The 22,971-nt window shown below is 63.4% G+C and carries 16 protein-coding genes and 1 pseudogene; 7 read left to right on the top strand and 10 right to left on the bottom strand.

Annotated elements, in window-relative coordinates; all coding sequences use genetic code 11:
• Nucleotides 1-123 precede the first annotated feature (123 nt).
• The 7 genes from AB3K92_RS04685 to AB3K92_RS04655 all read right to left on the bottom strand — a co-directional run bounded on the left by AB3K92_RS04685 (nt 124) and on the right by AB3K92_RS04655 (nt 7,679).
• The gene (locus AB3K92_RS04685) at nt 124-1,056 is read right to left on the bottom strand and encodes an MBL fold metallo-hydrolase (protein ID WP_060154563.1); all 933 of its coding nucleotides are present in this window, start codon (nt 1,054-1,056) and stop codon (nt 124-126) included.
• Between the two features lie 584 nt (nt 1,057-1,640).
• The gene (locus tag AB3K92_RS04680) at nt 1,641-2,534 is read right to left on the bottom strand and encodes a hypothetical protein (protein ID WP_155638347.1); all 894 of its coding nucleotides are present in this window, start codon (nt 2,532-2,534) and stop codon (nt 1,641-1,643) included.
• A 29-nt stretch (nt 2,535-2,563) separates the two neighbouring features.
• Nucleotides 2,564-4,681, bottom strand: coding sequence for a serine protease (locus AB3K92_RS04675; RefSeq protein ID WP_369464539.1), 2,118 nt, complete (start codon nt 4,679-4,681; stop codon nt 2,564-2,566).
• Nucleotides 4,682-4,771: 90 nt separating this feature from the next.
• Nucleotides 4,772-5,356, bottom strand: a complete 585-nt coding sequence (locus tag AB3K92_RS04670; protein WP_059854524.1) for a hypothetical protein — start codon at nt 5,354-5,356, stop codon at nt 4,772-4,774.
• 844 nt (nt 5,357-6,200) lie between these two features.
• A complete protein-coding gene (locus AB3K92_RS04665; protein ID WP_192387877.1) occupies nt 6,201-6,848 on the bottom strand; it encodes an Imm50 family immunity protein in 648 nt (215 codons plus the stop codon).
• A gap of 295 nt (nt 6,849-7,143) precedes the next feature.
• Nucleotides 7,144-7,377, bottom strand: a complete 234-nt coding sequence (locus AB3K92_RS04660) for a hypothetical protein (protein WP_369464538.1) — start codon at nt 7,375-7,377, stop codon at nt 7,144-7,146.
• A gap of 23 nt (nt 7,378-7,400) precedes the next feature.
• A complete protein-coding gene (locus tag AB3K92_RS04655; RefSeq protein ID WP_059704281.1) occupies nt 7,401-7,679 on the bottom strand; it encodes a hypothetical protein in 279 nt (92 codons plus the stop codon).
• 324 nt (nt 7,680-8,003) lie between these two features.
• On the opposite strand from AB3K92_RS04655, the gene AB3K92_RS04650 reads away from it, so the two are divergent.
• The 7 genes and pseudogenes from AB3K92_RS04650 to AB3K92_RS04620 all read left to right on the top strand — a co-directional run.
• A complete protein-coding gene (locus AB3K92_RS04650; protein WP_369464537.1) occupies nt 8,004-8,276 on the top strand; it encodes a hypothetical protein in 273 nt (90 codons plus the stop codon).
• A gap of 388 nt (nt 8,277-8,664) precedes the next feature.
• Nucleotides 8,665-10,455, top strand: a complete 1,791-nt coding sequence (locus AB3K92_RS04645; RefSeq protein WP_369464535.1) for an acyl-CoA dehydrogenase — start codon at nt 8,665-8,667, stop codon at nt 10,453-10,455.
• Between the two features lie 36 nt (nt 10,456-10,491).
• Complete coding sequence (locus tag AB3K92_RS04640; RefSeq protein ID WP_136470571.1) at nt 10,492-12,165, top strand: electron transfer flavoprotein-ubiquinone oxidoreductase; 1,674 nt, start codon at nt 10,492-10,494, stop codon at nt 12,163-12,165.
• 48 nt (nt 12,166-12,213) lie between these two features.
• Nucleotides 12,214-13,407 carry a beta-ketothiolase BktB gene (bktB, locus tag AB3K92_RS04635; RefSeq protein WP_059817967.1) on the top strand — a complete coding sequence of 398 codons (1,194 nt, stop codon included), beginning with the start codon at nt 12,214-12,216 and terminating at the stop codon, nt 13,405-13,407.
• 37 nt (nt 13,408-13,444) lie between these two features.
• The gene (locus AB3K92_RS04630) at nt 13,445-14,299 is read left to right on the top strand and encodes a 3-hydroxybutyryl-CoA dehydrogenase (protein ID WP_048028345.1); all 855 of its coding nucleotides are present in this window, start codon (nt 13,445-13,447) and stop codon (nt 14,297-14,299) included.
• Nucleotides 14,300-14,804: 505 nt separating this feature from the next.
• Nucleotides 14,805-15,620, top strand: coding sequence for a hypothetical protein (locus tag AB3K92_RS04625; RefSeq protein ID WP_146774233.1), 816 nt, complete (start codon nt 14,805-14,807; stop codon nt 15,618-15,620).
• 84 nt (nt 15,621-15,704) lie between these two features.
• Nucleotides 15,705-15,812: pseudogene (locus AB3K92_RS04620) on the top strand (3-hydroxyacyl-CoA dehydrogenase family protein); the annotation flags it as partial.
• Nucleotides 15,813-15,992: 180 nt separating this feature from the next.
• On the opposite strand, the gene AB3K92_RS04615 reads toward AB3K92_RS04620, so the two are convergent.
• The 3 genes from AB3K92_RS04615 to AB3K92_RS04605 all read right to left on the bottom strand — a co-directional run bounded on the left by AB3K92_RS04615 (nt 15,993) and on the right by AB3K92_RS04605 (nt 22,968).
• Nucleotides 15,993-18,134, bottom strand: a complete 2,142-nt coding sequence (locus AB3K92_RS04615) for a hypothetical protein (RefSeq protein ID WP_369464534.1) — start codon at nt 18,132-18,134, stop codon at nt 15,993-15,995.
• Between the two features lie 11 nt (nt 18,135-18,145).
• Complete coding sequence (locus tag AB3K92_RS04610; RefSeq protein WP_369464533.1) at nt 18,146-21,982, bottom strand: AMP-binding protein; 3,837 nt, start codon at nt 21,980-21,982, stop codon at nt 18,146-18,148.
• 89 nt (nt 21,983-22,071) lie between these two features.
• Nucleotides 22,072-22,968 (bottom strand): MBL fold metallo-hydrolase, encoded by an 897-nt coding sequence (locus AB3K92_RS04605; RefSeq protein ID WP_369464532.1) that lies wholly within the window; start codon nt 22,966-22,968, stop codon nt 22,072-22,074.
• Nucleotides 22,969-22,971 lie beyond the last annotated feature (3 nt).

The following is a 22,971-nucleotide window of genomic DNA, read 5'->3' as shown; positions in this document are numbered from 1 at the left end:
GAAGAAATTCAGGTGCAGGTAACGCTTAACGACAGTGTCATGCACGGGATGCGCACCAGTCGCTTCCGGATACGGAAAGTGAGTCCGGATCGCGGAGGGTGATTATCAATTATCCGATATCGATTAGTAATCCCACGTAACAGGAACAAAGCGAAAGATGTCGCCGTTCCTTGCAATGTGTCCGATGGATGGGAACGCGACGTGCGCTGCGGCAAGCAAAGCGCCCGTTTCCGCGGCTTCGTTGAACAGCGCGAGACGCACGTCCACTGCACCTTCAGGATCATGCTCGAAGCCATTCTGCCAATCCGGATTGTCGAAATTGACTTCGAAAATCGCATCTCCTACGAACGTTAGCTTCTCGCCGTTTGATGTGACGTCCACGACGCAGTGCCCCGGTGTGTGCCCGCCCGTCACGCGCGCCGACACGCCCGGTGCGACTTCGACTGCCCGATCGAACTGCACGATATTCTCGCGGTAGAGTTCCACGAACTTCGCAGCAGCCTTGCGTAGCGCAGGCGGAACCGTCTCCGGCATCACCGTCTTGCTGAAGTCCGGGTTTTTCCAGAACTCTACTTCGGAGGCCGACACGTGGATGCGCACGTCCGGACGTAGCCTGGCCTTGACGCCATCGACGTTCAAGCCGCCAACGTGATCCATATGCATGTGCGTAATGACGATGTCAGTGATTGCAGTAAGGTCGATACCTGCCGACTCCAGTCGCACTACTGACTTTCCGGCTCGCGTGAAGTATTCGAAACCATCACCCACGCCCGAGTCGATCAGAATGAGCTGCCCACCGCTGCGCACGAGCGCAATATTCAGCGCCCAGTCGAACATGTCTCGTTGCAGGAAACGACCATCGAACCATTCGTTGCGATCCGCTTCGCTCACATTGGTGGACATGGTGGAGGTGGGCAGCGGTAGAACGCCATCGCTGATCAATACGACATCGATGTCACCGACGCGCACCGCGTAACGGGAAGGTACGAGTTCAGCTGAACCCTGTTTGCCCAGGTTGGAAGTAACGGGCTGCACATTGTGAGTTGTCTTGCTCATGATCCATTGTCCTATTGCTTCAGTTGGGGGGATCCGGTACACGCGGCGCGGTTCACCTGAGCGACCACGGGTTTTGCGCGTATCGCTTTGCTCGCAATTCAAGCGAGCGTGTGACGCATTGTAGTGAGGGACGGGCGAGCGCCGGTAGGATCGCGAGTGCGTATGCCATGTTGTCTGGACGGCAACAATCCAGGTCGTATAGCCGGCGAAATGCAATGCCAGCGACAGAACATCTGACTTAATTCGGGTTTTTATCTGCCAGATGCGTCGCGAGAAGCAAGTGATCGAACGGGCCCAAAATGGTGCTTGACGGCAAACTCGATGACGCGTAGCGGGCTGCTCGATCCTGCCATCCGACGCGTGGACGAATCATGCACGCTGGCGCAGGGTCCGGGAAAGGTGGCCATAGTTCACATCATGCGTGATGTGTGCGGACCGCATAATTCAGTGTCAAAAAGCCTTCTCGGACGGACACGGACGGTTCTGCGCTCAAACGCTGAAATGCACGCGTCGATTGCTGTAAGGTCGAATGGCAGCTTCCGAAGGCGAATCGGTCGAACAAATTTCCAGATTTTTTGAACTACCTATAGGCTTAGCTCGAGAATTTCACCACTTGCAGCAGCCGAATTAAAGAAATCACGCATTTCTACCAACTTGGAAATCAGATCCGCTCGCTGCATTTCCAGAGTGTATGTCTCTCCTTGTGGCGTCCATCTGTAGATGAAGCTGATCATCTCTTCCTCGCGCCCCTCAAGTTCGCAGATTTGATGCGCCAGCTCGCACGCGATCTGGCTAAGTGCAGCTGGTTCGGCCTCATCTTCCTCGAATTGATCGTACATCGTTCCGAGCGATGCGTTAACTCTGTACCAGAACCCCGACACGAACAGCCATTCCGAAGCGATTCCATCCAGAACGAAGACAGGCTCCTCAATATTTCCGGCGATAAAGAAGCGTGAACTCCTGGCGCTCATACACCACCATATTAATCCGTTGCTGACGTTCGATTGTCGTCGATTCAAGTCGTTGCGTCGACTGGTTGAATCCACCGCCGCCAATCGACGGATGCGGCCGACGGTTGCCGGCCCACAAGGGACAGTCAAGATTGCGGGGAGCCGACGCTCGTGCCATCGCTTTACTATGTGTAGCCGGCGATATGGAGCTTGCGGCTGTCCCGAGCCGCAAGCCGCGTCGGCATCGATACTTGCACAGCCGCAGGGGCAGCGCCACGGTGTGACTTCGGCCACCGCGAGTTGTTCGAGAAACGCTAGCGCCTCCGGTTCGCCATGTTCCAGCGTCCAGCGAGCATGGAAAGTGTGATTACCCCATTGAGCGCTCAATGCCTGGACCCGGGCGAAGAACGTGCGGAACATGCTTTCCCGCGCTTTCGACATCGACGAAGGCAAACGCGTGCGTCGCATGCTTTCGACGCCGCCGGCGGACTGCCGGCGGCGCAAGCCTTCACCGAACAAGCGTTGCACAAATGCGGATGCAGGTCACTCTTTCGCCGTTAAGCGGGAACGTCGTTGCACTCGCATCCTTCCTCGGCGATCTCAACGGCGTCGTAGCTCATCCATTCTCGTATCGCATGGACTACACGGTCCGTTACGCGACAGGCTGCGTTAGCGTCACCGGATTCGCCAGAATGAATCCCGACGATATCCCACGACTCTCCGCCGAAGAACGCAACTGCGCTACCGCTCTGGCCCGCCGTCGTAGAAATGCGATAGCGTAGCGTCCGGGCGGTGACCGCCGTTAGCTCTCCGGAAGCCGTCCACAGCGTACCAAGCGGTTTGTCCATGGGATAGCCTGAGATCACGACGTCATGATTCTCGAGCCCGTCATATCCAATGTTGCGAAGCCGAAAGTTCGCAAAACCGGGAATAACTTCTTCGCTGAGGGTGATGAGCGCGTAATCATAGTCCGCAAACTCGCTTTTCTGCGGATACTCGTCGTCGATATTGAAGCTCGTCATGTCGTAACCGCCAAACGGATCGAGCACGCCATTCTTGCCGGGATAGAAGCGAGCAGAGACTGCGCGCCCGCCCTCGTCCTCCAGGTAAAGGACATGAGCAGCGGTGAGCACATGACGACCGCCGAGGAGAGTGCCAGTACCGTAACCGTAATTGCCCGACGGAAACTTCACAACAAGCTGGCCAATGGCATTCCAGGGGGCGGTCTTTGTGTCGTTAACTCGCTTACGGGTATCGGGTGGAAAGACCTTCGCAACCTTCATCCGAGCTACCACTGGTAGCGACTCGGATTGGGCCTCGACCCGCCCCGCCACGAGGGTGTCAAAAGCTGCGGATGCTTGTTCCAGCGGTACAGGCTCGAGCACGACCACGCCATCGGGTTGCTGAACAACGTTGACCTGTTCGGTCAGCGTTGTCTGGTTGAGTAACTCGAGCATGGTCGCCATTTGATCTGGTGTCCAACGTCCCTGTTCAACGTTGTTGAAGTACTGCCGCACTTTTTCGTTCTTCGCCGCCAGCTCCTTCCCGATGCGGGACTGTAGTCCATCACTCTTTTGCGCTGTGATACACCCGCCTTGCTTCAGCTGGAGATCGTAGAAGTATTTCGTCGTGCTCGCATTGCAAGGCAACGCAAGCGACATATTTCCGTTGAAGGCCACCAGCGTATTGCCTTCAAACGTAATCGTCTGGTCGTACTTGATAGATTGCTGGAAAGTGTTCTCGCCAAACGACATGTTGAGGCTCACTTTCCACGGCAACAGATCGCCTCCAAGCGAATCTTTACCCGCAGGGGGCTCTTGAGGCTTGGGATTCGGTTCGAAACGGAACAAGCCCTCACCACTCGTGATCTGCGCGTTGATGGCTTCAAACAATGCTTTACTTGATTCGAGCAATGCGCGCCCAAACTCCTTTCCGCCGCCGCCTTCGATATAAGTGATCTTGACGATATTCTCTTTTCTCAGGCTCTGGACAATTTTGTCCAGATCCGCACCTCCGAGATTCAGCCATCCAAGTTTCAGTGACGCGCTGACCTTCTTTCGTGTATAGCTCCACACCTGCGAGAGGTCGGCCTCGATGCGGGCGACCCATTTGTCGGCCCTGAGCTCCGCCGTACCGTAGAAGTTCACGCCGATGTCTGGACTGCTTTGACGGTCGAGACTGCCCTCGTTCGCTACGAGCTCGCTGAAGAGGCTATTGCCCGACCCGATGTTGAAACCGAATTGCGTGCCGATCTGAAATCTGGACGGGAAAGTGACGCTGCTGCCCCCCCCTTTTTCGACGACATTGCCGGCTAGAATCGGTTGAACTTCAACCTCCTGAAGAACGAGCGGAACCAGGACAACTTCGTCTTTCGGCTTCAACTGGAAGACCCGGCGAATTTCCTTGGTAATTGCATCGCGCTGTTTTTTCGTGATGTCCGCCACGGCCTGGCCGCTGACTGTAGCGCCGACAATGCTCTCGTATTTCCCTTTACCGACATCGATGTAATAGGGCTTCGCATTAATTCCCCAGTATTTGACGCTGAAGTCAAGCAACGTTTCATTGGCGATGGAATCGATACGGGCGGGAAAGTAATGAAACATATTGCTTTCGTCCGTGTCTTGATAAGCTATCACGCCGTCTGCTGCGCAGGATTTGTTCAAACGTCCAGGCATGTCAACCTCGCTATGTAGAAGACTGTATATGAGCGCCATGCATTTGTGATGTGAGATGGGGCTCGCAGTACTGCGGCTTGGGGAAATGGATCAAGGTAGTGTCATCGCGCCTCCTTCAGTAAGCGTGCTAACCGGGCAGTTACCCGATGCGGCGTGATCCCGATGGATCGCATCGGGTGCGGAGGACGAGGCATAGGATCGCAATTGCCGACGGGACATGCCGAACGTCACCTGGAGGATGTCGCGCGGCCATGCATGTGCGATCGCGTAGCTGACTGCGGCGCGACGTAGGGCTAAATAGACCCCCCAGGCTGACGGAACCTCTATCTGGCCGTTGGCGTCGGCTTGTAGCCTCCACGGTTTGTAAGCGGCGTGTGGGATGGTTACGCCTGTCTGGCTGCAGAACCGGGCGGGGGCGGCGGGCAGATAGACGCGCCTTCCACCGACGCGTGCGACGAGGTCGAACATGGTCTCGAATCCGGCCGATTTCGCAAGCGATGCCAGGATCAACGGGAGGTAATTCAACACGAGTTCGTCGTGCCTCTGGCAAAACAGAACCGAGGTCTCGCGCAGATTGCCCCCGAAGAAGGCGTCACCGCTGAAAAGTCGCGCGAGAAGCGCCTCTTCCCCGTTTGGCTGGTGGCACAAATCGTCGCCCGCACGGATTGCTCTCATGGCTCGCTCGTTCTTGTACGATGAAAGCAGACTACCGAGTTTCCGGGAAGCGATGTAGGGGGAACGCCGCCCCTAGACGTAGAGAGGTGGCCGCGCGAACTCGGATAATCGGATAAGTGGTTTGGCCGAGGCCTGAGCCAGCGACAATGCTGGTGAAGGAACCGAGGAAATGACGGAGAGAACCCGACGCACGCACTCAGCGGCGTTCCAAGCGAAGGTGGCGCTGGCAGCGGTTAAAAGCGAGCGCACGCTGGCTGAACTGGCGCAGCAGTTCGAGGGGAAATCGGACTTTTCGAGCAAAAAATGGCGATGGCCAAGCACGGAACTGCTTCCGGCAACGCTCTGTGCTTTGTGTGTTTGCTGCCACCGCGACGGTAGCAACGCATTGACTGACAACGACTGTCGTCACCGAACCGCCAGAAATTGCACGGAAAGTATGATTACCCTACACCGGCGTCCGGAACTTCATAGGCCTTGGCTGCGGTGACGACCTGTGCGATCTGCTTCCTGAGCGTGTCGAGAGGAATGACCGTCGGCTTGACTAGTACCCTCTGCATTGCTTTTCCACGGCGTTGCATGAGTTGGGATTTTGACAGCGTGTGGAGCGAAGCAGCCGCTCAACTTTCGGCTGCGCGGGTTGATCACTGACGGTTTCTGGTGGTGGATTCAACCGGTCGCTGCCCTGCGACGTGCGACCTGCGACTTCCGACCCGAAGCAGACAATCACGCCGTCACGATGCGGTCATTCGCTGCGCGTCAGTCCGGGGCACGGCGAGAGAATTTGTCTTGGCGTGGATGGGTAGGCGCGCGTCCGCTCATTCTTAACCCGGTCAGCCGCGGGTCGTTAAATGCTTTCATTCGCGGACGGACACGGTTCGACACATGTCACGGTTGCAGCACGGCAGTAGAGCAGAACGGAGAAGCCAGTCGACGGATACAGGTCGATCTGGGTGCGGCCATCATCGCAGCGAGAAAACCGGAGGTCATAAATCCACGACGGGTAAGAAACGTTTTCAGTCGTGAACTCGCTTCCCTCAACATCCTCGAGAAGGAACGTAATCCTACAAGGCACCTGTTGTCCGTTCCGTGCCGGATTATCCTGTCCGCTGTGACGGATCGTGAGTTCCATATCAGTACGCCATGCTCCGTTCGAGCTGACGCGACGCAGCGTTACAGCAAGCACCTCGGCATCGTGAAACCGAGGCCAGTAGCCAAAGATACTTCGTATCAACCAGGCATATTTGACCGCGCTCTCGTCCGTTTCCTTGCGGTTCCTGTATCGGTCTGATTCCCACGATTCCGGCAAACCCTCTACCATCTCCTCCAGCTTCTTTATCAGGTATCGTTCTGCCTCTTCAGCCGAGCCGCGAAAATCGAGCGCGCTCGCGGCGCTACCGATGCGACCGTCACTCAGCTCCTGCACGATCTCGTAACCGTATATGAACGTACCGTCGTCGCGCTGATTGATGTGGTAACCAATGTCATAGGTCAAGCGGCGTTCGTTCTGCCGAACGTACCTGAACGTCTTCGAGTAGTTTGACTGAAGCTGCATTTTTGACTCTCTCGCTATTGTCAACCGCCTAGTCCTCAGTTGATTGTCGATGCTTTTTGCGCCGACGTCGAATGACAGAAACCGCCGGCTGCTGCCTTCCGCAATTGCTTGCCGTAGGCCAGCGCAGTGACCCGAAATCGACCCATAAGAGACAGATGCAATTCCTGAGATCGGCCGCGCGCAGCAACGTCGGCCGACGGGAAGTGGGCGCGTTGCGCCTCATGACCAACCCCTTTCACTCGGACGCCTCGTCGATAGCCTTCAGAATCATTTGTTGGTCGTCAATTACACTCTCATCTCCGGAAAAGCGGGACATCTCCATATGTCCGTCGTCGAACACGTCGATCTCGATACGCTCACCTGGCACAGTTATCGAGATCAGAATGGTGTCTGGGCGATGCCGGCCCAATGTATAAAAGAGGTGGCGATCGTCGAGGTCACTAAGCAATTCGTACAAGCCGTGCGTCATATATCCCCCGCCAAGCTCAGCAGCTAGCCGTGAGAACCGAGCTGAAACAAAGCTGCAAAAATAATGGCAGTGAAGAACGCCAGCGCCGTCGCCCCTTGGATTCTGGTTCGCCGTACCATTTTGGCCGACACAATATCTTCTGCAGACATGTTGAAGCAGAACTTGTACCACCATCTCCAAGCCCTTGATCTGCAATAGAAGGCCAATATTCGCTCTGGACGAAATGCCATGATTGCGGATATCGCGGCGCCGTAAGCGATCACGACAAAGCCGAAAATGGCGCGGTAGGTCGATTCGTTCACGTAGCTGTCTCAGGTCGACATAGCGAGGAAATAGGCGGAACGTCCGAAATTCGATCAACGAACCCATGCTGTCACAATCTAGACTATCGACCGCAACTGGATTGTCGGGGTTTGCACTACGTTGCGGGTTGTGCCAGCACCGCTAGGCCCACGCGCTAGGATATCGCTCGCATCCGGCTAACCACCAAAGTTTTTCTTCGAGATTGTCGATGGTCCAGGAACGGATGGCGAAGAGCCGTTGTTGGCGCCGACTCCCGTCATTGCCCACCCATCCCGGCATCGCCAAACCCTGAAGATCCGTTTTTGCGGAACCCGATCCACCCGATGATGATAAAAGCCGTGTTCTTCGACGTCGGCGAAACGCTGATCGATGAAAGTCGTGACTGGAACGAGTGGGCCGACCATCTCGAGGTGCCGCGACGGGTGTTTCATGCGTTGCTCGGCGCGGTCATCGCGCGTGGTCAGCATCATCGTCGCGTGTTCGATCTCGTGCGGCCGGGTGTCGACTTCGTCGCATTGTGCCGGGAGCGCGAGGCGACCGGAAGCACTTATGCGGTGACCGCGGAAGATCTCTACCCGACGTCGTGCCGTGCCTGAAACGACTGCGCGAAACCGGCGTGCTGGCCGGCATGGTTCCAGTGTTCTTGCGGCGCGGCCCATGGGCAATCATTCAGTCCGGTTCCGGGCGGTTCGCGTCTCCCGTGCATGCGATCGACAGCCTTTCCGCGCTTGGGGACATAACAACCAGCCGCCAGCTCGCCATTCCCGCCCAAACCCCACCCCGCCCAAACCCGCATCCAGCCTGCCGCTTCCGCCCCCGGCCCCTCATCCCGTGGCCGATTTTGTCACCAGGTGGGCCGAATATGACAATGGAAACCGGCTCGCACGGCATTAGGATGGGTCACCTCGCCGCCCGGAGCTGGCCGGTTTTGCCGTATCGGCCCCGTGGCGCGCCTCATTCACCGCCTGATTTGGAACATCGACCATGAGCTATAACGCCCCCGTCAAGGACATGCTGTTCGTGCTGAAGGAACTCGCGGGCATCGACACCGTTGCGCAACTGCCGGGTTTCGAGGACGCCGGTTACGACACGGCGCAGGCCGTGCTCGACGAGTCCGCGAAATTCTGCGGTGAGGTGCTGGCGCCGCTGAACGTCGAAGGCGACCGCAATCCGAGCAGCTGGAAGGACGGTGTCGTGACCGCGACGCCGGGCTTTGGCGAAGCGTTCCGCCAGTTCGTCGAAGGCGGCTGGCAGGGGCTGCAGCACCCGTCCGAATACGACGGCCAGGGGCTGCCGAAGCTGATCGCCACGCCGTGCATCGAGATGCTGAACGCGGCGAACCTGTCGTTCGCGCTGTGCCCGCTGCTGACGGACGGCGCGATCGAGGCGCTGCTGACGGCCGGCACCGACGAGCAGAAGCAGCGCTACGTGCCGAAGCTGATCTCGGGCGAATGGACCGGCACGATGAACCTGACCGAGCCGCAGGCGGGCTCGGATCTTGCGCTGGTGCGTTCGCGCGCCGAACCGCAAGGCGACGGCACGTACAAGGTGTTCGGCACGAAGATCTTCATCACGTGGGGCGAGCACGACATGGCGGACAACATCGTCCACCTGGTGCTGGCACGCGCGCCGAACGCGCCGGAAGGCGTGAAGGGCATCTCGCTGTTCATCGTGCCGAAGTTCCTGGTGAACGACGACGGCTCGCTGGGCGAACGCAACGACGTGCACTGCGTGTCGATCGAGCACAAGCTCGGGATCAAGGCGAGCCCGACGGCGGTGCTGCAATATGGCGATAACGGCGGCGCGATCGGCTACCTGATCGGCGAAGAGAACCGCGGCCTCGAATACATGTTCATCATGATGAACGCGGCGCGCTTCGGCGTCGGGATGCAGGGGATCGGCGTGGCCGATCGCGCGTACCAGAAGGCCGCGGAATTCGCGAAGGAGCGCGTGCAGAGCCGCCCGGTGGACGGGTCGGCCAAGCAGTCGGTGACGATCATCCATCACCCGGACGTGCGCCGGATGCTCGGCACGATGCGCGCGCTGACCGAAGGCGCACGCTCGCTGGCCTACGTGGCCGCGGCGCACAGCGACATTGCCCACCGCCATTCGGACGAGGCGACGCGGGCGCGTCATCAGGCAATCTACGAATATCTGGTGCCGGTCGTGAAGGGCTGGAGCACGGAGATGGTGAACGACGTGGCGAGCCTGGGCGTGCAGGTGCACGGCGGGATGGGGTTCATCGAGGAAACCGGCGCGGCGCAGTATTACCGGGATGCGCGGATCCTGGCGATCTACGAAGGCACGACGGCGATCCAGGCGAACGACCTGGTGGGCCGCAAGACGCTGCGCGACGGTGGTGCGGTGGCGAAGGCGCTGATCGCCGAAATCGGCGAGACTGTCGCGGCGCTGGGCAAGCTGGACGGTGCGGCGGCCGCATCGATGAAGGTGCAGCTGGAGAAGGGCGCGAAGGCGCTGTCGTCGGTGGTGGATTACGTGCTGGCGAACGCGAAGCAGGACCCGAACGCGGTGTTCGCGGGCAGCGTGCCGTACCTGAAGCTGGCGGGCGTGGTGCTGTGCGGATGGCAGATGGCGCGTGCGCTGGTGGCCGCGCAGGCGAACCGCGCGAGCGACCCGGCGTTCTTCGGCGCGAAGATTGCGATCGCGCAGCTCTATGCGGAGCAGGTGCTGGTGCAGGCAGGCGCGCTCGAAGCGTCGATCGTCGGCACGAAGGGCAACGAGGGCGTGCTCGCGTTGACGGAAGACCAGTTCTGACCGGCTGACGGTCGGGACGCAGGAGGAGACAGGATTTTGACCACACAGGACTTGCTCGCGCAGTACGGCCCGCGCGAATCGATGGAATACGACGTCGTGATCGTCGGCGGCGGCCCCGCCGGGCTGTCGGCGGCGATCCGGCTCAAGCAGCTGGCCGCCGAGAAAGGCACCGAGATCGGCGTGTGCGTGCTCGAGAAAGGTTCCGAGATCGGCGCGCACATCCTGTCGGGCGCGGTGATGGACCCGCGCGCGATCACCGAACTGTTCCCCGACTGGAAGGAACGCGGCGCACCGCTCGACGTCGAGGTGACGGAAGACCGCTTCCTGTTCCTGTCCGAGAAAAGCGCCGTCACCACGCCGAACTGGGCGCTGCCCGCCAACTTCCAGAACCACGGCAACTACGTGATTTCGCTGGGTAACGTCACGCGCTGGCTCGGTCAGCAGGCCGAGGCGCTGGGCGTCGAGATCTTCCCCGGCTTCCCGGCCGCCGAGATTCTCTACAACGACGACGGTTCCGTGAAAGGCGTCGCCACCGGCAACATGGGCGTGGGCAAGGACGGCGAGCCGACCGAGAACTTCCAGCTCGGCATGGAGCTGCACGCGAAGTACACGCTGTTCGCCGAAGGCTGCCGCGGCCACCTCGGCCGCCAGCTGATCTCGAAGTTCAAGCTCGACGCGAACGCCGATCCGCAGGCGTACGGGATCGGCATCAAGGAGCTGTGGGAAATCGATCCGGCCAAGCACAAGCCGGGCCTCGTGATCCACACGGCCGGCTGGCCGCTGAAGTCGGACACCTACGGCGGCTCGTTCCTGTATCACATGGACAACAACCAGGTCGTGGTCGGCTTCGTGGTGGGCCTGGGCTACACGAACCCGTACCTGTCGCCGTTCGAGGAATTCCAGCGCTACAAGACGCACCCGTCGATCCGTGCGTTCCTGGAAGGCGGCAAGCGCGTGTCGTACGGCGCGCGCGCGATCACGGCGGGCGGCCTGCTGTCGCTGCCGAAGACGGTGTTCCCGGGCGGCGCGCTGATCGGCGACGACGCGGGTTTCCTGAACGCATCGCGGATCAAGGGCAGCCACGCGGCGATCAAGACCGGCATGCTGGCCGCCGACGCCGCGTTCGACGCGGTGCAGGCGGGCCGCCAGTCGGACGAGCTCAACGCGTACCCGGATGCGTTCAAGCAGTCGTGGCTGTACACGGAGCTGTACCGCGCGCGCAACTTCAAGCAGTGGATGGCCAAGGGCCTGTACCTCGGCACGCTGATGGTCGGGCTCGAGCAGAAGGTGATGGGCGGCAACGTGCCGTGGACGCTGCATCACAAGCATGCGGATCACGAGATGCTGAAACCGGCGTCGCAGTGCGAGCCGATCGAGTACCCGAAGCCGGACGGCAAGCTGACGTTCGACCGGCTGTCGTCGGTGTTCATCTCGAACACGAACCATGAAGAGAACCAGCCGGCGCACCTGACCTTGAAGGATGCGAACGTGCCGGTGAACGTGAACCTGCGCACGTACGCGGGGCCGGAGGGGCGTTTCTGCCCGGCGGCGGTGTATGAGTTCGTGAAGAACGACGATGGCAGCGATCGCCTCGTGATCAACGCGCAGAACTGCGTGCACTGCAAGACCTGCGACATCAAGGACCCGACGCAGAATATCGTGTGGGTCACGCCGGAAGGCGGTGGCGGGCCGAATTACCCGAACATGTAACGCAACGTATCCCCGCGCCTGCGGGCGCGAACGAACCGGAGTGAGACGATGAGCAATGCAGCGAAAGAAGTCGTGGTGGTGAGCGGTGTCCGTACCGCGATCGGTGATTTCGGCGGCAGCCTGAAGGATTTCTCGCCGACCGACCTCGGGGCGAAAGTCGTGCGCGAAGTGCTGTCGCGCGCGAACGTGTCGGGCGATGCGGTCGGGCATGTCGTGTTCGGCCACGTCGTGAACACCGAACCGAAGGACATGTATATCGCGCGCGTCGCGGCGATCGACGGCGGCGTCGCGCAGCACACGCCCGCGCTGACCGTGAACCGCCTGTGCGGTTCGGGCCTGCAGGCGATCGTGTCGGCCGCGCAGACGATCATGCTCGGCGACGCCGACGTCGCGATCGGCGGCGGCTCGGAAAGCATGAGCCGCGCGCCGTACACGGTGCCGGCCGCGCGTTTCGGCCAGCGCATGGGTGACGGCAAGCTCGTCGACATGATGCTCGGCGCACTGCACGACCCGTTCCAGACGATCCACATGGGCGTGACCGCCGAGAACGTCGCGGCGAAGTACGGCATCTCGCGCGACGCGCAGGACGCGCTGGCGCTCGAATCGCATCGTCGCGCGGCGCGCGCGATCGCGGAAGGGCGCTTCAAGGACCAGATCCTGCCGATCTCGATCCGCACGAAGAAGGGCGAGGTCGCGTTCGACACCGACGAGCACGTGCGTCACGACGCGAGCGCGGACGATTTCACGAAGCTGCGCCCGGTGTTCAAGAAGGAAGACGGCACGGTGACGGCCGGCAACGCGTCGGGCATCAACGATGCGGCCGCGGCCGTGCTGATGATGAGCGCGGACGCCGCGCGCGCGCAGGGCGTGAAGCCGCTCGCGCGCCTGGTCGCGTATGCGCACGCAGGCGTCGATCCGGCATACATGGGCATCGGCCCCGTGCCGGCCACGCAGAAGGCGCTCGAACGCGCGGGCCTGAAGATCACCGATCTCGACGTGATCGAGGCGAACGAGGCGTTCGCCGCCCAGGCATGCGCGGTCACGCAGGAGCTCGGCCTCGATCCGGCGAAGGTCAACCCGAACGGGTCGGGTATCTCGCTCGGTCACCCGATCGGCGCGACCGGTGCGCTGATCACGGTCAAGGCGCTGTACGAACTGAAGCGCATCGGCGGGCGTTACGCGCTCGTGACGATGTGTATCGGCGGCGGCCAGGGGATTGCGGCCATCTTCGAGAACATCTGATAATCGACCGCTCAGCACCCGAACACACAGGAACTACATGGCCATCGAAATTGTCGGCGTCGTGGGCGCCGGAACCATGGGCAACGGCATTGCGCAGACCGCCGCCGTTGCGGGACTCAACGTCGTGATGATCGACGTCAGCGACGCCGCGCTCGAGAAGGGCGTCGCGACGCTGAAGGGCAGCCTGGAGCGGCTCGTGTCGAAGGGCAAGCTCGACGCAGCCGTGCGCGATGCGGCGCTGGCGCGCATCACGACGTCGACCGACTACGCGCAGCTCGCGTCGGTCGATATCGTGATCGAAGCCGCGACCGAGAACGTCGAGCTGAAGGGTCGCATCCTGAAGCAGATCGAGGCCGTCGCACGGCCCGACGCGATCATCGCGACCAACACGTCGTCGATCTCGATCACCGCGCTCGCGGCGCCGCTCGCCGATCCGGCGCGCTTCGTCGGCATGCACTTCTTCAACCCGGTGCCGCTGATGCCGCTCGTCGAGATCATCCGCGGGCTGCAGACGAGCGAAGCGACCGCGTCGGCGGTGCGCGAGCTGACCGAGCGTTTCGACAAGTCGCCGATCGGCGTGCGTAACTCGCCGGGCTTCGTCGTGAACCGGATTCTCGTGCCGATGATCAACGAGGCGTTTTTCGTGCTGGCTGAAGGCATCGCGTCGGCCGAGGAGATCGACGCGGGGATGAAGCTCGGCGCGAACCACCCGATCGGGCCGCTCGCGCTGGCCGACCTCGTCGGCCTCGACGTGTGCCTCGCGGTGATGGACGTGTTCGTGAAGGACTTCGGCGACCCGAAGTATCGGGCGTGCCCGCTGCTGCGCGAGATGGTGACGGCCGGCCGGCTGGGGCGCAAGACGGGGCGTGGGGTGTACGACTACAGCAAATAAGCAGAAGGCTGGAAAGTCTTCAACGCGGGTGGCGAGTCGTGTCGGATGGTGTCGTTCATCCGGTGCGGTTCGCCATCCGCGTTTTTCATTTATGGAAGTGGCTCGCCGAATCCTGTCCGCCGGTTGAATTATTTCGAAAATCGATTTTAATCGTCAAATAGTTAAATCAATTAGCGTGGATGTTTTCATATCGATTAAATTGACGTTTCAGTGTGTAATGTTATATCTTGGTTGCACAAATGTAATCGAGAGAAAATAAAGCGGCAATAGGTTGTTGCATAAATCGGGCGCGCGTGGGCGGCTGACATTTACGTACAACAGCGGTTCGGGTTCCTGCGTAGATTCGCGCTGGTTTTCTGAAAATGGATCCATTGCCATCGCACTTACTAAAACACGATTTCTGATCGTGCGGATGTCGTTCGCCTATTCGCTTTCAAGGACGTGAAAAGCCGGCGCGAATCGGCGGGGCGCGGTCGTCCGTTCGTCCGGACCACGGCGCCATGGTGTGCGCCCGTCGGCAACGAGGGGCGCGTGGTTTCCTCTCTCACTTCAGGATGGATACATGCAACCTAAAGCTTGGGTTATCGCAGTGGCGACGGCCGTTGCCGCGCTTTCCGCTCATGCACAGCAGGCGGACGGCGTCGCGCCCGCCACGGCTCAGGACGAGATCGTCAATTACCAAGCGGTCGGCAATGCCGCCGGCGTGACCAAGATCTATCGTTCGATCCGCACCACGGATCCCACCGATGCGCGCAGGACGGTCGTCGTCGAACAGGTGCTGAAGCAGATCGCGCCGGGCCGCGTGAGCTTCGTGCGCGGCGAGCAGCCGGCCGAGGCGACGCGGCATCGGCAGCAGCAATGCGCGCAACGCGGCGCGGTCGATGTGACCGACGAGTCGGACGTGACGATCGACGAGCGGGTTCTCGATTTCGCGCTGTGCCGCAGCACCGCCCCGATGCCGGCCGAGGTCGCCCGCGCCGCGAAGGCCGGCGGGACCGCGCCCGCGAAGGCGATCGCCAACGACCAGGGCATCACGATCATCGTGCCGGGGATCCTGGCCCATGTCCTCCAATTCACCGACTTGCCGGTCCACCTGTGGGTATCGACGGCGCAGATCGGGAACGTGCCCATGTCGCTCTACTCCGAGCCGTTCGGTGTCGTCAACTTCACGGGCTATACGAACGGCGGGGTCGTGCTGTTCCAGCCGGTCTTTTCGGTTCGCGCCGTCAAGCTCGGCGAGTTCGCGATCAACGCGCGCGCTTGCGGGCCCGGCATCGGTTGCTTCGACGACTCGCGCGGCCGGATCAACGTGGTGCGTTAAGGATGGTCGGGGCCGGGGCCGTGGGGGCCCTGTCTCCAACATGACGGCCGCGCGGCGCAACCGGGGGCGTGTCCGTCGCGTCCGAATGGCGGCGACCCGAAGTATCGCGCGTGCCCGCTGCTGCGCGAGATGGTGACCGCCGGGCGGCTTGGGCGGAAGACGGGGCGCGGGGTGTACGACTACAGCGCCTGATGCGCGAGCCGGGCGCCGATTGCGTGGAGGCCCCTGTGTGAATCCAGGGCATTCATGAAACCGGCGAGCAGTACGGCGCGCACCCGCACCCCGGAGACTGGGCACCGATCCAGCCTCCGGGGTGTTTTCTTGATGCGATTCACGGCCGTCGCTGCGTACCGCACAGCACCGAACGGACCGTCAATCGGCAACAGCGGTATCGGCAACGTAGTTCGCGATACTGAAGAACCGATAGTCGCTCAGCAGATCGGGCGCCGGGAACCCTTCCGGATGAATCCGCCCGTAAATCGGGCTGTCGGGGCGCAGGCCGGCCAGGGTCAGCGCGAGCGTGAATTCGTTGAACGGCGCCATGAACTGGCGCGACACGAAATGCATGCCCCAGTTGAACACCGACGGAAGCTGCTCGGTGCGCAACCACGTATCCGGGCCGCCCGGCGCCCGCGCGCACAGGTTCTCCGCCCATGGGCTGTGTCCTTCCACGATGAGAAAGCCATGCTTCGCGTGGGGCTTCCAGCGGGTCAGGAAATCGATCAGGTCCGCAGCCGCCACGTAACCGGGAACGAGCCCTTCCGCGTCGCTGTACGCGACCTTGAACGCGCGCTTGATCTGTTCGAGCCCGATCGGCAACGCTTCCTGATCCGATACCGTCAGGGCCCCCGCATAGTGCTGGTCGATCACCGCGCGCAGGCGTGCCCGATCGACGGTGCGAAGATGGCGCTCGAGGATCGCTTCGGCGGCGTCCGTGCGCCGGACGCCCAGCCGACGGTTGTGGACCAGGAACATGAAGGTGTGCAGCAGGTCGCTGAGTCGCGCCGGGCGCACGCTGCCGTCCGGCTGCGTGACGGTCAGGCCGCTGTCGGCCACGGCTTCGTCGTAGCGGTCGGGCTGGGAGATGTCGGCGGCGATCACGCGTACCTGCACACCGGGGATGTCCTTCAGCGCGGATAGCGTCGCGGCGGCGCGGCCGCGCGCGGATTCGTTGTAGTCGGCGCCGATCACGAGCAGCGGATAGTCCGCGAGGTGCCGGCCGCGCCGCGTCGACGTGATGACGTATTCCGCCAGGCGCTTCACCGCGCTGCCGTCGCCGCAGCCCATGTCGGCGATGCCGGCGGGCTGGCGATCCAGCGGCGTGTCGTCGAACAGCTCGCGCAGGATCTTCGTCGTGATTTCCTGCGACGCCGGCCCCGACCCGGCGCCGCTCGACGCATACACGTTCATCACGCGATCGATGTGGCCGTCGCTGTCGATATCGAGCGGATCGGGGTTGCCGAACAGGAGCTCGTCGAGCAGCGCATACGAACGCAGATACGACGCGGGCAGCCCCGCATAAGGCGCGGCGATCGGACGGTGAATCCGGCCCGACTCGGTGAGCCGCACCTTCCCCTGGTCGATTTCCACCATGCCGAACTTGCCCATCAGCGCCCATGCCGCGTCCAGGACGACCGGGTCCGCCTGTGTCCAGGCACCCACCGAGACCCCGCCGGGCTGCTCGACGAGCTTGCCGAGGATGCCGGGCGCCGACTGCGCGTACTGGCCATCCGGCTGCCTGTCGAACATCGGCATGTCGAGCGCGACCCAGGTCGGGCCCAGCAGCAGACCGTCCATCGCCGTGCGCAGCTGTCCGTTCGCCTGGCGCTCCAGGTCGGTGGCCGGGGGCGCGAGCTCCGGCCAGCCCGCCACGCAGGCCCGCACGAGCCGCGCATACAGCAGGCTGTCCTCGGCCGCCACGCGCGTTCGATGACACAGTGCGTGCAGATGCTGGAGCACCGACGTTGCATTGGCCAGTTGCTCGAACAGCGGCCGGGCGTGCTCGACGCACGCGACGACATATTCGCCGGCGGGCGTGAGCGCATAGTCGGCGTCTTCGTCGCCGCGATCGAGGGTCAGCCAGCCGGCCAGGCTCAGCAGGTTGAACGCGCCCCACAGAATCCCGAGGTTGCGGGTCGGGTCGGGCTGGCGGGACGCCGCGAACGCGCGCATCGCGCGGGGCGCTCCGGCCCGCAGGCCGTCGAACGCGCCGGCAAACACCAGGCGCGCCAGCGTCGGCACCAGCACGATGCCGTTGGCCCAGTTGCAACTGCGCGTGTAGGCCATCACGCGCTGTGCGTCGTGCCGGCCGATGCGCAGCGTGGCCGCATGCGTGTGGTGTTCGAGCCTGACGGGCAGTTCCTCGTCGAGCACCTCGACGCCGATCGCGGCGCCGGCCGGCAGGCCGAGCAACGTGCGCGTTTCGTCGGGATAGGCGTCGAGATAGTGTTCGAGCTGCCGGGCCAGCGCGGTGGTGGAATCACCAAGGTCGAATCGGGCGGATCGGGCGTGCATGTTGGACGGTCTCACAGGATCGAAGGTTGGGCTGCATGGGATGAAGGGGCATCCGGATCGGCGTGCGCCACGACCGGCGCCGGCGCGGTGCCGCGAGTACGGGGCGCGAGATGGGCGGCCAGCGCGCGAATGGACGGGTAGTCCCAGACCGCGGACGGATCGACGCTCACGCTGAACGCCTCGCTGAATACGATCGTCATTTCGACGGCGAGGATCGAGTCGAAGCCGATCTCGGCGAACGTCGACTCGCGCGTCAAGCGAAGCTTGCGGTGCTTGAGGCGCTCGCCCAGCCACGCGATGAGCCATTGTTCGACGGCATGAACCTGCTGGCGATCGAGCAGGCTCGCCGGCTCGCCCGCGATCGGGGCCGGCGCCGATCCGGCGTCTTCGCCGGCCGGCGTGTCGGGCGCGTCGGGGGTATCGGGCATGCCGGCGGCCGGGTGCTCGCCGGGATCGGCGTCCAGCAACGGATCGACGCGCTGGCTGGCGCCCGGGACCGTTTGCTCGATCGCGCCGATCTCGAGCCCGACCTGCGCGGCCCAGTCGTTCAATTGCGCCGACGTGGTCAGTGCGGATCGCAGGCCGACCTGCCGCTGCGCCGCCTCGATCGCGAGTTCGTACCGGCGCTGCGCCCAGCGCAGCGCGCCGTCACCGATGCGCTGCTGTGCAGCCGCACGTTCGGTCACCGCGAGCAGCAATCCCCATTGCGCGACCGTGCCGAGCCAGTAATTGACCCAGACGGCGGCATGCGCGGCGCCGCCGAGTTTCGCCGCATTGGCGAGCCCGTCCTGCGACAGCCGGGCGCCAAGCTCGCGCAGCTCCGTGGCCAGCACGCCGGCGCCCAGCGCGCTTTCCAGATAACGCGGAAGTTCGTCGCTTCCGTTCAGCAGACGGCTGCCGAGGTGAACCAGCAACGTTTCGGTCGGCCCCTCGAAGATGCGGGTCAGGCGCGCGTCGCGGAAGATCTGCGGCGCGAAGTTGGTCTCGATGTAACCGCGGCCGCCCAGGAACTGCATCAGCTCGTCGGCGGATTGCGACAGCAGCTCGGAGCCGAGAATCTTCGCGATCAGCAGGCAGTCTTCAGGCAGCGCGACGCCGAGGTCCAGCTCGGTGGCCAGGTGCTCGACCAGCGCGTCGAGCCCGTCGATGCGGTCCCGCAGCTCGCCCAGGCGCAGGCGGCTCAGCGGATTGTCCAGCAGGAGCCCGGTGGCGACCTCGCGCCGCGCCCCGTAGCGATGCATCAGCTGCGCACAGCGCTTCATTCCGCCCACGCTGACGGCGGCGATGCCGAGGCGCGCGATGTTCATCGCGTGCTGCGCCACGGACAGGCCCTGGCCGATGTCGCCGAGCCGGCATGCGTCGCCGATCCGCGCCCGATCCAGATGCAGCGAATTCTGGATCATGCCGCGCACGCCCATCGTCAGCTCCTCGGCGCCGATCCGCACGCCCGGCGTGCCGGGTCGCACCGCCAGGCCGACCATTCCCGTGCCGTCGGCCTGCTTCGCGAACACGTTGATGATCCCCGCCCAAGCGGACGAGCCGCTCCAGCGCTTGGTGCCGCTGACCAGCCAGTCGCCGGACGCGATGCGCTGCGCGCGGGACGCGATCGCGCGGACATGCGAGCCCGCGGCCGGCTCCGTGATCGCGAATGCGGCGAGCATTCGGCCGCTCGCGAGGCTCGGCAGCAGTTCGTTGCGCAATGCGGGCTGCGCGTGCTGCATGATCGGCACGATGCCGAGCGTATTGTTCAGGGCGACGAAAAAAGCCAGCGTCGAATCGATCGCGGCCAGTTGCGCAAACACGCGCGCCATCTCGCGGTGGCCGAGCCCGAGCCCGCCATGCGAACGGTCGATCGGCATGCCGAGCAGGCCCCGGTTGCCGAAATCGAGGACGACGTGCGGCGGAATGGTGCGTCGCTCGTCGATGGTGCGCGAATCGATCCGCGTGCGGGCGTAGTGCCTGAGCCAGTCGTTCAGTTCGTCGACGGTGGCGGCGTCGTCGCGCCGGCGATCGTTGGCCGCCGGCTGGTCGACACCGGCGGCCGGGCGCGCGGGCTGCCCGCGATCGCGGGCCGGCGTTTGCGTGCCGGCGTCGACGTCCCACTGCGCGAGGATCGTCAGCGCGCCGTCGTGCAACTGCGTGCGGCACGTGCTGCGGCGCACCTTGCCGCTCGACGTCTTCGGCACGCTGCCGGGCGACACCAGCACGATCCTGCTCGGCCCGATGTCGAGGCGGTTCCAGATCGCCTGGCGAATCGCGTCGATGAAGCTGTCGAGATTGCCCTTGCGCTGCGTGCGCTCGACTTCGGCCACGACGATCAGGCGTTCCGCGTCGGCCTGGTCGTCCATGAAGGCCGCGCAGCCGTTCGGCACCAGTTCCGGCACGCCGACGATCAGCGCGTACTCGATGTCTTCCGAGTAGTAGTTGCGGCCGGCGAGGATCACCATGTCCTTGAGCCGGCCGGTCACGTACAGTTCGTCATCCAGAATGAAGCCGAGATCGCCGGTGCGCATGAATGCCTGGTCCCGGTCGCCGGCCAGCGTGTGCCGGAAGGTCGAATGCGTCTGCTCGTCCAGCCGCCAGTAGCCGGCGGCGACGCTCGGGCCGGCCACGCAGATTTCGCCGATGGTCCGGTCGTCGCATCGCGCGTTGGTCTCCAGGTCGCGCACGATCACCTGCTGTTCGCCGTCGGTGCGGCCCACGCCGACCAGAACCCGCTCGCCCGGGCGGTCCAGCGGCTGCGGCGACACGCCGAGGGTCTCGTTGTGCAACACCACCGATTGCCGCTGGAGCGCGGCCTGATCGACGCACAGCGTGCGGACCGGGTGCTGTCCCGTGCGGCCGGCGACGTACAGCGTGCCCTCCGCGAGCCCGTAACACGGCAGGAACCCGTCGGCGGCGAAGCCCGCTGCCGCGAAGCGCTGCGAGAAATCCGTCAGCGTGCTGGCGCGCACCGACTCGGCGCCGTTGTACGCGGCGCGCAGGCACGACAGGTCGAGCGTCGCCAGCTGTTCGTCGGAGATTCGCCGGCAGCACATCCGGTACGCGAAATCGGGCGCGCCCGTCAGGTCCGCGCGGTACTGGCTGATCGCGCGCAGCCACAGGTACGGATGCTGGATGAACCGTTCCGGGGCCATCAGCACGCTGCGGAAGCCGCCGTACAGCGACGTCAGGATCACGCCGATCAGGCCCATGTCGTGATACGGCGGCAGCCAGCTGACGATCGTGCTCGACTCGTCATAGGCAAGCCATTCGCGTATCAGCCCCAGGTTGTGGATCAGGTTCGCGTGACTCACCATCACGCCTTTCGGTGTGCCCGTCGTTCCCGACGTGTATTGCAGAAACGCGATGTGGGACGGCTGCACGCCGGCGGGCGAATCCACCGGAGCCAGCGCCTGCGCGCCGCCGACGTCGAGCAGCGTGCTGCCGGACGCGTCGGTATCGGCGAGCCAGGTCGAGCAGCGCGCGTGGTCCTCGGCCGAGCACAGGATCGTGTCGGCGCCCGCGTTGTCGACGATGCCGGCGATCCGCACCATATGCTGCCTGTTGCGCGGCGGGTAGGCCGGCACCGCGATCGCGCCCGCATACAGGCACCCCATGAAGGCGCCGACGTAATCGAGGCCCGGCCGGCACAGCAGCAGCACCCGGTCGCCGACGTCGACCGCGTTCTGCCGCAGCAGCGCGGCGACCCGGCGGGCGCGCACGTCGAGCTCGGAGAAGGTCATCGATTCGGCCCGTTCCTGCTCGGGCGGCCCGCTCAGGAACACGTAGGCGGTGTGGTCGCTGCGTGTGGCGGCGCGGTTCTGAAGCAATTCGCCAAGCGTAGTCGGCAAGGTCGCAGTGGTCATGATGTCGTCGGAAGAGGAATGAAAACAGCGAGCAGGGGCCTCGCACCGGCCGGCGCCCGTGCGTTGCCGCGGCGGACATCCGGATACGGCTATTCGGCGCGATGGAACAGGTCGATCATGTGCGTCATGCTTTTGAGATGCAGGAAACGTGGCACGACCTTTTCGCTTCGTGCCGCGTAACGGGCCGTCCACTGATGGGCCAGTGCCTGCGTGGCGGCGGCGTTGCCGCGAACCGCGCGTGCGTCGGCCTCGCGTGCATCGAGGCACGCGCGCGCATGCCGTGCGGCCGACCGGGCGAGCTCGCCGGTGAGGATGCCGTGGTGCCCCAGGGCGAGCCGCGGTGCATGCAGCTGTTCGATGACGTCCAGCGAGTGCCGGTACGCAAACAGGTCCTGAAAGACCAGCGGCAGCCAGTGGGTGGCGTCCTGAAACTCGCCGAGCGCATCCGACACGAAACCGATGTCCAGCTGCGGGCAGTGGTAGCCGAACTGGCAGCGGCTGTGGCCCGGCAGCGCGATCGTGCGAATCTGCATCCCGTCGCCGATATCGAGTTGCGCGCCCGGATTGACCGGGTAGAACGGCAGGTCGGCCAACTCGGTGAAATCGGCGCCGGCAGCGGGTTCCCACGACCGAGACGCGTGCTCGTCGAGCTGGCGGATGGTGCGGCAGGCCGACGGGCTCTGGAACGCATCGAACGCGTCGGGCGAACCGGATACATGGAGCCACGGCATGCGCGACTTGAGCGTCATCAGCAGGCTGCAATGGTCATAGTGCGAGTGGGTGATCAGCCAGTAGCGCAAATGCCGGATGCCGCCGAAGTCCCGCAGCAGGTCGTGAAGCTGCTGCCATACGAGCGCCGTCATGCCGCTCAGGCCGCCCTCGATCAGCGTCGCGGCCTCGTCGTTGACGATCACGTACAGCGGCACGTCGGCGGTGCCGATCAGCGCCAGCCGCGGCTCGATCCACCCGGGGGAAGCGTTCAGCATGTC

This window comes from Burkholderia sp. Bmkn7, from assembly GCF_041103175.1.
GTDB classification, from domain to species: Bacteria; Pseudomonadota; Gammaproteobacteria; order Burkholderiales; family Burkholderiaceae; genus Burkholderia; species Burkholderia cepacia.
Note: the sequence above shows the minus strand (reverse complement) of the source record. Positions and strands in the feature narration are given on the sequence as shown.

Bases quoted from the DNA above. Each gene is read 5' to 3' on its own strand.
- AB3K92_RS04685 (WP_060154563.1), bottom strand. From the start codon at position 1,056: ATGAGCAAGACAACTCACAATGTGCAGCCCGTTACTTCCAACCTGGGC.
- AB3K92_RS04675 (WP_369464539.1), bottom strand. From the start codon at position 4,681: ATGCCTGGACGTTTGAACAAATCCTGCGCAGCAGACGGCGTGATAGCT.
- AB3K92_RS04670 (WP_059854524.1), bottom strand. From the start codon at position 5,356: ATGAGAGCAATCCGTGCGGGCGACGATTTGTGCCACCAGCCAAACGGG.
- AB3K92_RS04660 (WP_369464538.1), bottom strand. From the start codon at position 7,377: ATGACGCACGGCTTGTACGAATTGCTTAGTGACCTCGACGATCGCCAC.
- AB3K92_RS04650 (WP_369464537.1), top strand. From the start codon at position 8,004: ATGATGATAAAAGCCGTGTTCTTCGACGTCGGCGAAACGCTGATCGAT.
- AB3K92_RS04645 (WP_369464535.1), top strand. From the start codon at position 8,665: ATGAGCTATAACGCCCCCGTCAAGGACATGCTGTTCGTGCTGAAGGAA.
- bktB (WP_059817967.1), top strand. From the start codon at position 12,214: ATGAGCAATGCAGCGAAAGAAGTCGTGGTGGTGAGCGGTGTCCGTACC.
- AB3K92_RS04630 (WP_048028345.1), top strand. From the start codon at position 13,445: ATGGCCATCGAAATTGTCGGCGTCGTGGGCGCCGGAACCATGGGCAAC.
- AB3K92_RS04615 (WP_369464534.1), bottom strand. From the start codon at position 18,134: ATGCACGCCCGATCCGCCCGATTCGACCTTGGTGATTCCACCACCGCG.
- AB3K92_RS04610 (WP_369464533.1), bottom strand. From the start codon at position 21,982: ATGACCACTGCGACCTTGCCGACTACGCTTGGCGAATTGCTTCAGAAC.
- AB3K92_RS04605 (WP_369464532.1), bottom strand. From the start codon at position 22,968: ATGCTGAACGCTTCCCCCGGGTGGATCGAGCCGCGGCTGGCGCTGATC.